At 48.6% G+C, this 8,397-nt stretch carries 8 protein-coding genes; 4 read left to right on the top strand and 4 right to left on the bottom strand.

Annotation, left to right across the window (positions count from 1 at the left end):
• Positions 1 to 168 precede the first annotated feature (168 nt).
• Positions 169 to 1,239, top strand: coding sequence for a hypothetical protein (locus QUA24_RS26160; protein ID WP_333233263.1), 1,071 nt, complete (start codon positions 169 to 171; stop codon positions 1,237 to 1,239).
• Here the strand turns inward: QUA24_RS26160 and QUA24_RS26155 are convergent.
• Genes QUA24_RS26155 through QUA24_RS26140 form a run of 4 tightly spaced genes read right to left on the bottom strand, consistent with a single transcriptional unit; the run spans position 1,236 to position 5,710 of the window.
• On the bottom strand, positions 1,236 to 1,520 hold the full coding sequence (locus QUA24_RS26155; RefSeq protein WP_333233262.1) for a hypothetical protein: 285 nt from the start codon (positions 1,518 to 1,520) through the stop codon (positions 1,236 to 1,238). The two genes, QUA24_RS26160 and QUA24_RS26155, sit on opposite strands and share 4 nt — an antisense overlap.
• Position 1,521: 1 nt before the next feature.
• The gene (locus QUA24_RS26150) at positions 1,522 to 2,259 is read right to left on the bottom strand and encodes an exonuclease domain-containing protein (protein WP_333233260.1); all 738 of its coding nucleotides are present in this window, start codon (positions 2,257 to 2,259) and stop codon (positions 1,522 to 1,524) included.
• Positions 2,260 to 2,300: 41 nt separating this feature from the next.
• On the bottom strand, positions 2,301 to 2,489 hold the full coding sequence (locus QUA24_RS26145) for an NblA/ycf18 family protein (RefSeq protein WP_333233258.1): 189 nt from the start codon (positions 2,487 to 2,489) through the stop codon (positions 2,301 to 2,303).
• Positions 2,486 to 5,710 carry a phage/plasmid primase, P4 family gene (locus tag QUA24_RS26140; RefSeq protein ID WP_333233256.1) on the bottom strand — a complete coding sequence of 1,075 codons (3,225 nt, stop codon included), beginning with the start codon at positions 5,708 to 5,710 and terminating at the stop codon, positions 2,486 to 2,488. Before QUA24_RS26140 ends, QUA24_RS26145 begins: the two co-directional genes overlap by 4 nt.
• A 692-nt stretch (positions 5,711 to 6,402) precedes the next feature.
• On the opposite strand from QUA24_RS26140, the gene QUA24_RS26135 reads away from it, so the two are divergent.
• The 3 genes from QUA24_RS26135 (at position 6,403) to QUA24_RS26125 (ending at position 7,506) form a co-directional block, all read left to right on the top strand.
• The gene (locus tag QUA24_RS26135; protein ID WP_333233255.1) at positions 6,403 to 6,630 is read left to right on the top strand and encodes a helix-turn-helix transcriptional regulator; all 228 of its coding nucleotides are present in this window, start codon (positions 6,403 to 6,405) and stop codon (positions 6,628 to 6,630) included.
• 218 nt (positions 6,631 to 6,848) lie between these two features.
• Complete coding sequence (locus tag QUA24_RS26130) at positions 6,849 to 7,154, top strand: hypothetical protein (protein WP_333233253.1); 306 nt, start codon at positions 6,849 to 6,851, stop codon at positions 7,152 to 7,154.
• Complete coding sequence (locus QUA24_RS26125; RefSeq protein WP_333233251.1) at positions 7,144 to 7,506, top strand: helix-turn-helix transcriptional regulator; 363 nt, start codon at positions 7,144 to 7,146, stop codon at positions 7,504 to 7,506. The genes QUA24_RS26130 and QUA24_RS26125 overlap by 11 nt, the downstream gene beginning before the upstream one ends.
• The last annotated feature ends 891 nt before the right edge of the window (positions 7,507 to 8,397 follow it).

The raw sequence follows: 8,397 nt of genomic DNA, 5'->3' as shown, positions 1-8,397 counted from the left end.
GTGGTCGAAAGCGGCAGATTGCTAATCTGTTAAGGGTGTTAACATCCTTCGAGGGTTCAAATCCCTCCCTCTCCGTTCTAAGTAAGGGTTTCACCAATTTCTAGGTTGATTTCCTTCTACTCGTCGGATAAGATATTCCAAAATATCTTAGTTAAATTGGAATATCTTATGCGCGATTTTGGGGAAGCACTGGGGAAAGCAAACGTGGCGCTCGATCGAGTGCAAATTCGACAGAAGGGCGATCGGCTGTACCTGCGAGCTACATTGCCACCAAAACCGGGGGAAGGGGACAAGCCCAAACGCTACGAACTGAGCACCGGGTACGGGGCCCACGCCGAAGGATTGAGGTTTGCCAAAGCTAAGGCCCTAGAGATTGAAGGGCAATTGCTTCGAGAAAAATTTGACTGGACGCCTTGGCTTAAGGGAAAACAGAAACCCGCAGAGACTGTCGGTGAGTGGGTAGCTCGATTTGAGCAAAACTACTGGGAGTCGCGGGAGCGATCGCTGGCAAAAATCTCGACATGGAAAGCCTCGTATCAAGAAGCTTTTGATCGACTCAATCCACAAAAGATACTAACAGAAGAACTGCTAAAAACTGAAATCTTAAAATCGCAACCTGAAACTCGCACCCGGCAAAAATTGTGCTTTGCCTACGGGGCGATCGCCAGATTTGCAGGAATTGAAAATAAATTTTCAGAGTTAGCTGCTGGGTGCGGTGCAAAAATTCAGCGGGATCTGCCGTCGAATTCAGAAATTGAAGCAATGCGCGAATCAATCAGCAACCCCGCATGGCAATGGGTTTTTGGAATGCTAGCCGCTTACGGCCTTAGACCACACGAAATTTTTAAGCTTGATTGCTCTGAACTAAATTCCGAACCGGGCTGGCTGCGCGTGTTGCCCGACACCAAAACTAAAGAGCGGTTAATTTTGCCGCTGATGCCAAAGTGGCGATCGGAGTGGAAGCTTTGGGACGGGGTTTTGCCAAACACGCAAACCGAAGGCAGAACCAACCAAAGCATTGGCGCCAAGGTTACTCCGGGTTTGCGAGCACAAGGTGTTGACCTGACCGCTTACCACTTGCGGGATGCCTACGCCGTTCGGGGTTCCGTATTGGGAATCGATCCGGCGATCATTTCTCGCTGGATGGGGCATTCACTCAAAATTCATTTTGATAAATACCACCAACACATCAGCAAGCGGGATTTTGAGGAAGCTTGGAAACGGGCTACCCGATACTAAAGCTGTTCAGGCGGAATTGCTTTAATATCTCTCTCCCATGCCACCACGTTAATCAATATTCGGTTGCCGTTAAAGTTATAATGAACGCCAGCTTTAGCGCAATGCTTGCGGGGGTTTAATCTGGCAGTATTTACTGTTTCTCTGAGTTTTTTCTCAGATTGTCCTAAAGCCACAGCCGCCAGTTTCAGCGGTTGAAATTCTTGCATCAAACCGTAATTTCTAATGATTGCTTCAAGCGTTTCTACTCGGCGGGTTAATTGTTCGATTTCTGGATTTATCATTTTAAAATACCTCTACTTCAAAACTTAGAGTTTGCACGAATTCCTGAAAGTCGCACTCTTTAACTTGTTTCAACCAAATTTTCTGAGGCGCATTCCAACTAAAACCCGCAGCTTTGGCTAACTCCCGATCGGCGTAACTAACAAGCGCTTGAACTTCAAATATTGGTGAATTAGCCCGCACAATTGCTTTGTCGATTGAGTCTCTAAGATTACCTTTAGAGCGATTCAAGCACTCTACTAAAAGCCTCACGTCATCCCCTGCGCGGTGAGCGGTACTGATGCCAATCCCCAACCACAGCGCCAAATCAATTAGTTTGTAATTACCGTGCGCTTTTTTGGGATAGCCCCAGTCAAAATCTTGCATCGCGCAAATCCAATTGTCAGTACGAATCAACGTCTTAAGAAACGCTTTGTCAAACTCGGCGTTGAACGCAAACACGTAATCAGCAGAATTAGCCATTTCGACAAACAAATCCACCGCGTGTTTGTGATATCCGTATCCTTCAGCAAACCCGCAAACAGATTCTGTTAATTCTTGGGTAATTCCGTTAATTGCTTCAGATTCGTTGGTTATTAGATCATCAAATTTTACTGGCATTAAAGCTGATACCGAAGCAATCGCGCCTGTTGTCTCTTTAGACGGCCCGATCCGGTACAACGTCCCAGAAATTTCGCACAATTGCGCGGTTTCTGCAGACAATCCAGTAGTTTCAGTGTCTACAACAAAAAGAAATGTCATTAGTGTTACCTCCTAGTTTATTTATCCGCCCACATTTTGAATCATTTAATGCCTGCATCAGACCTCAATAAAGTCTTAATCACGTTATCTTTCACCATGTTTTGAGTGATTGTTTGAAGTAACAATTTACAGCAGTCCTCCGGCGAAAGATTCCCGATTTGCTGCTGGTAAACTTGCAGCATAAATTGTTGTTCCGTCGTTAAGTCGAGATTTAGTTTTGGTAACATCATTCCTCCGCATCAGCTTCACAGTTATCTGCCAGCCCGATCGCCATAATCTCGCCAATTCGGTATCGAACCAACTCATCCTCTCCCTGCAACCACTGAGCTATTTGCTCCGCGCTGTATTTATCTGCCGGCGCACCCCAGCCAAACAGTTGAGTAACCAAACTTTGCAAAGTTTCGGGGTGGTACAGTTCGTCCCACCAAACTGTTGCAATTTCTCGCATCTTGGCGGCGTCCTCTGGGGTGATGGTTTCGGGGTCGGGTTCCGGTGTCGGTGTGGGTGTTGTTTCTGGCGCGAGTTCTGGTGTCGGCGTTGTCTCTGGCGCAGAAATCGCGAGTGTTGTTTCTGGCGCGGGTGCAAATTCTGGCGCGGGAAGTGCGATCGGCTCAGTCGGTGCGAATCTTTCTGGAAATACCAGCATCTCGCCCATGTCACCGCTGGGCCGCACATATTGCACTACCAACTGCGTACCCTCGTCATTCCAACCAATTGCCCGTGCCTCAATCCAACGCCCTCGGCAAACTGCTTGACCGTCGATCGGGAATGGTGCGGTTTGCGGTGACGGATTCGGTGACGGGTCAGGTGACGGGTCAGAATTGGCTACTGGTAAGGGTTCGGGCAATGGTGACGGATTAAGCCCTATATCATCTCCTGCATTAGTGATTTCATCTTCACTAATTCGCTTTGGAGCTTCCTTGATTTCTGTTGTTGTATTATCAATATTTTTTTTCACCTGAGTATAGGGTTTATCCGTCACCGGAGCTGTAATTGGCTCTGGGTAACGGTTCTGACCCGTCACCTGACCCGTCACCGACCCGTCACCTGACCCGTCACCAGCTTTGCAGCGTAATTGCAATTCGTAATCGTAGGTCGGGAGATGCTCGTCTGCTTTGGTTCGCAACCGCAAACCTTTGATGATTTTGCCTATCTTGGTATGGGCTTTCTCGATCTGCCAGCCAAGGATAGTGCCAGCGCACTCAATCAAATTAGGGCTGAAATTCTTTACTGCCTGCGGTTTGTGGCCCTGGTCTTCGCAGTATTGGCGATAAGCTTGATAAAGCGAGCCTTCAGCATTCGGGGAGTCGCCGATCGATACCTGTGCCAGTGGATCGAGAATCAGCTTGTCATTGAGGAATCCTGCGATCGAATCTTCTCGAATCTTGCTCTCCCAGAATTGCGCGCCAATCTCAGGAATATCCATCACGCCGCGCAAGGTATTGGCTACCCAAGCATCATCCAGAGAAAGTAGGTAATTTGTGAAGGCCGGCAATTCTGGCTCAAAATCATTATCAAGATTGCGGCGGGCATTCCGACCTACCACGGCATCAAAAGGCACGGCGATCGTCCGTCGCGACATCCCAGAAGAATTATCCGCCCCAAAGATAGGAAAATTCGAGGCCACCGCCACCATGCCCTCAAATTTGAATTTAAATGGCTTCTTGCCTTTTTCCTCAGCTCGCAACCAATCGCCGCCGGTTAGCTGCTTGAATTTTCCTAGCGACCGCGCTCCCTTATCTTCATCTGGAAATATTAGCAATCGTTTGCCGTAGGCTTGTGCCGCCTCAAAGCGATTGCTGCACCAATCATCTAGAGTGCTGCTATGTGTATTTTCGATGCCGATTAGAGATATTAGGAGGCGGCAGAATGTACCTTTGCCGCTGCCGCCAATGCCGATTAGATGGAGAAATTTTTGGATATCAGCACGGCCCTTAAGAGTAGCGGCGGCGTAAGCTAGCAGCAGATTCTTGATATGCAGATTGCCTCCCGTAGCGGTATCGAGCCATTGAGAAATATTCCCCCAGTCGGTTGCTACGATCGAGTGTGGCCGTGGTAGCGCCCATGTGAATTTGTAGCCCGGTGAGTGCGGGTGTAACTTGCCCGTGGCGATTTCTAGAGCTCCATTCTGAAAGGGAAGTAAGCCGGCTTTGGGCTGCCATTTACGCTCGATCAGTTTGCAGCGCAAGAATCGCACTGTTGCCCCAATGTACCCAGAGGGAATATTAATAACCCCTTTGGATTCAATGATCTGGTAGACGATCGCTTCAATAAATTCATCAGTCTCCGGACTCCAGATACCCGGTGCATCGGCTTCGTAGCGATACCAGCAAAGCACTTCATTGTTGAATGCAAGCTTATCTCGATAATCTTCTGCAATCTGCCGGGCCATTGCATCCGAGCTAGGAATCTTGCTTTTTTTCTCCCCTTTGGCTTCGCCGATCGAATCATCCCAGTCATTTTCAGTGTCAGCGACACCCGAACTCGCGTGTATTTGCGCTTCCAGCCGCCGGATAAATTCATCCGCATCCATAGCGTCCAAAATTTCCTTGATATCCCCTTTATCTGGGATATCAGGATAGATGGCAATCGGATCTATTACGATGCAGGGGAATTGCAGTCGATCGCACACTAATTTAATTAACTCTGCTTTTTTACTTCCCGTGACATCGTTGTCTCGCAATATCACTAGCGTGACATTTTTGCCTGTTGCTCGTAGCGCTTCAACTATCGCCACTACCTGAGCCTCAGTCCAATTGCTCCCCTGAAATGTCAGGCTCAAAATGCTGTGCGATCGAGCAAGTTCGACATTCGGCTCTCCTTCTAATCCCAGAGCTGCGACACATTCATTAACGCCCACATCCTCCAAAGTCTCGACTATTTCATCAATGCGATAAGCCGGCCAAAGCCCATCACCCTTTTTCCACACTCGCTTGCCGTCCGCGTCTACGTGGCTTTGGCTGTAAGTTTTATCGTGTCCTTTGGGATTGTTTTCATCAGGCCACTCAATCCGATATACCGTCTGGCCCTTGCCGTAGGAATAGGCAATTTCTCTAAGATTCTCGCGGGGTACGGTCAGGCGGTATTTGGTGCTCTCCCATAAATCATCAGAAATTGGCTGAGGTTGCGGACAGTCCCACGCGGGTTCTGCCAGTTGGAGTACCTTGATTCCAGCAGGAATTGGAACGGGTTTTGACTTGCTGATGCGCTTGGTCGGACGGCGACCGCTGACTTGAGCTTTAAAATTGTCCTCAGTTTCTAGCTTGTAAATCCCGTGTCCGTCTACCGTGTCCTTTATGCGCTTCCATCCTGTCGGCGCGGTGTCGGTGCGCGGACACATCACAACTGTATTATCGGGGGATGTTTTGCACCAACCTGGCTTGTCGCAAAGAGGGCAAGGGTTAGTCTTGCTGACTTTGATGAATTCGGAAGATGTTTTTGTGGTGTACATTACGCCGCACCCCCGATCGCTTCAATCAGTTTTTCGATGTGGATGGGATTTTTCGTGGACATAGCGACCTCTGCTCTAAATAAGTTACTGATTTTTGTGGGGAGAAAGCGACCGCTGGGTGAGAGCGATCGCCGGGAGTGAATGGTGAGATAAGGCTGCTTAGATCTGGGTTACTTCATAGGCGTCTCCTTTGCTTAGAGTGAAAACTTGAAAACTTGTTATCGGCCGCTGCCTCGGTAGGGAGTTGGTTTGGATTTTGGTAAGTACATATGCAGATGAGGGGTGACAACCCTGTTACTAGACAACCCTGCTGACATCTACCCCTGTTGGTAGATGCCCTTGTTGTCAAACGATGCAAGTCGAGATACAACAAGGGAAAAGCTCTTGATCGACACAACGCCTAGGGATGCTAAAGCCCGCAGGATGTACATAGTTATCCGCTTGGTGTTGTTCGTTTTTGAGTGGACTTTGTACTCGATGTAGACAGGTTGGGGGCCTAATCCCAACCTGTCTGTTTTTTGGGGGTTGACTTTCAGGATTCGCCGCTAGGGCAATCACTGAGAGAATGAAGGAGGCGGCGGGTTGAGCTGGAATTCATGCCCGTCGCCGGTTCTTTATACAAGCCAATTGTATGCCGGAGTATCGACATACGTCAATAATTCGGCATATAATTGGGGGAGAGTTCAGGAAGAATGTCTGTGAAAAATTGCCTCAAGCCCGTTTTAGAAGAAAAACTCAAGGTTAAAAAGTTGACTGGCTATAGGTTTGGCAAATTGACGGGGTTGTCGCGGGAAACGTCAGAGCGAATTAATGACCCTAACTGGGTACCTAGCGCCCAAATTCTTGATGTGATATGTAAAACCTTTAAGGTTCAGCCCGGAGAATTCCTGTACTGGGTTCCAGATGGCGAGAATGAATAGTTCTGAATGTCTGGAACCCTCTGAATAATAGCGTTCTGCTAATTTATGCCGGAATATTGACTTATGTCGATATCCCGGCATATAATATGTGTACAAATCAACCGCCGCCGCCAGCCCCTGAGAGCTAGCAGCCTCAACGACAACGATCTGCTGAAGTGGTGGGCAATATGTGGCTTAAGTCCAACTACTATGAGGTGATAAATTTTGCATTAATACTAATGACCGAAGAAGAGTTAAGTCAACCGACGGTAGGAGACTTCCCTTTGACAACCTTTCTTCAAAAAACAGGTTTTTCTCATGAGCGGCTGGCGGGCGCTATTTCCCATATTTCTGGGCAAGAAGTGTCCGCTAGTACGTTACGGAGAAGAGCTAGAGAGGGGAGGAAAGGCTGGGAAAAACTGGCACTTAGTGGAATGCAGTGGCTTGCCTTGTGTCAGATCTGTGGGGTTCCACCTGAAAAGCTCCATGAATTTGTTAAGGCACCTGAAAAGTTTTTGCCTGCTGAACAGAACCTTGAAAATTAAATACGTCAGTCTCTCCGATCGCCGACCGGAGAGGCTGACGCAATTACTGAATTTTGGGAGGATGGTGATACCCCTATCTCTCCACCCAATGACTCATTCTAAACCGCCCATAACGCCTGTGTGGCTTCGCAAACGCGCAAAAAAAACTCAAAGACAGATTGCTGTAGAGCTGGATACTACTGAGTCTGTTGTTAGCAACTGGGAACGCGGTGTTGTCGTGCCGCACCCCGCTTTGACTGATCTTCCGAAATATTGCCAAGCTTACGATTGCAGTATTGAGGAGTTAATCGAAGCCTTTAGCAACATTCATAACGGGCCAAAAGTTTTACAAGTTGTTGGCCCGAAACATTGACAACGAAATAGTTCAGCCTCCCCAATCAGTGATCGTAGAGGCTGACGCAAATGTTGAGATTTGGAAAAAGTGTCCGAAATTTTGGACACTTTTGGCCGAGGGAGTTAGCTGGTGCTGCTTAAACCGCAAAGGTTACTAGGGCAAAGTGCTATTGCACAGCCGATTCAGTGTCAGACGCGCTGGCTTGGGTTCGATTCCCAAAATTCCCACACCAACAACAAGACTGGCGACACCTGCCAGGGCTAACGCCAAAGTGGTGTGACTTCCAACCCAGAGAGATGGGTGTTTAGACAAGTCGGAGAAAGACCGACGGCGGCACCTGCTTTAGTGGTGCGACAGTCCGGAGAGTACGGGTGACAGCTCGGAAAAAACAGACGGGCAAAGTGTGCCACGACTTTACTGGCTGACGCTTTGGAAAGACAAGTGACGCCGGGTAAACTAGCCGGGGCTAGCCTACTGATGCTTAATAATTGCCCTAAAAAGTAGGATCGAGCTGGTTTGAGACCAGTTAAGGAGGAGGGCAGCTCCCCACCCTCATACGTCGGGAGTGGCTAAACAGGGCCGGCGTTGACAGCCTGGAAAGACGGGCAAAAGCTAGGCTACTGATGCTGATAAGTGACCTAAGAAGTAGCATTGCGGCGGGTTTGAAGCCTGCATCATCCTCAAGATCGGAGCGTGACGCTGAGAACGAGAGCTAGCGTGACATCTCGGAGAGAACGAGACGCTAAACGCTGAGCGTACCTGCTGGCGTGACAGCCCGGAGAGACGGGCATTTAATTATTTTCGAGGTCGATCGGCTATGACCAACACAAGATTAGGGGCGCAAAAAACAGCCGCACACAAAATTGGCATCTCCGTTCAGGAGTACCAACAAAACATTAAATCTGGCTT

This window comes from Microcoleus sp. Pol12B5 (assembly GCF_036701335.1).
GTDB lineage: Bacteria > Cyanobacteriota > Cyanobacteriia > Cyanobacteriales > Microcoleaceae > Microcoleus.
This window is presented reverse-complemented; position numbering and strand designations above follow the sequence as displayed.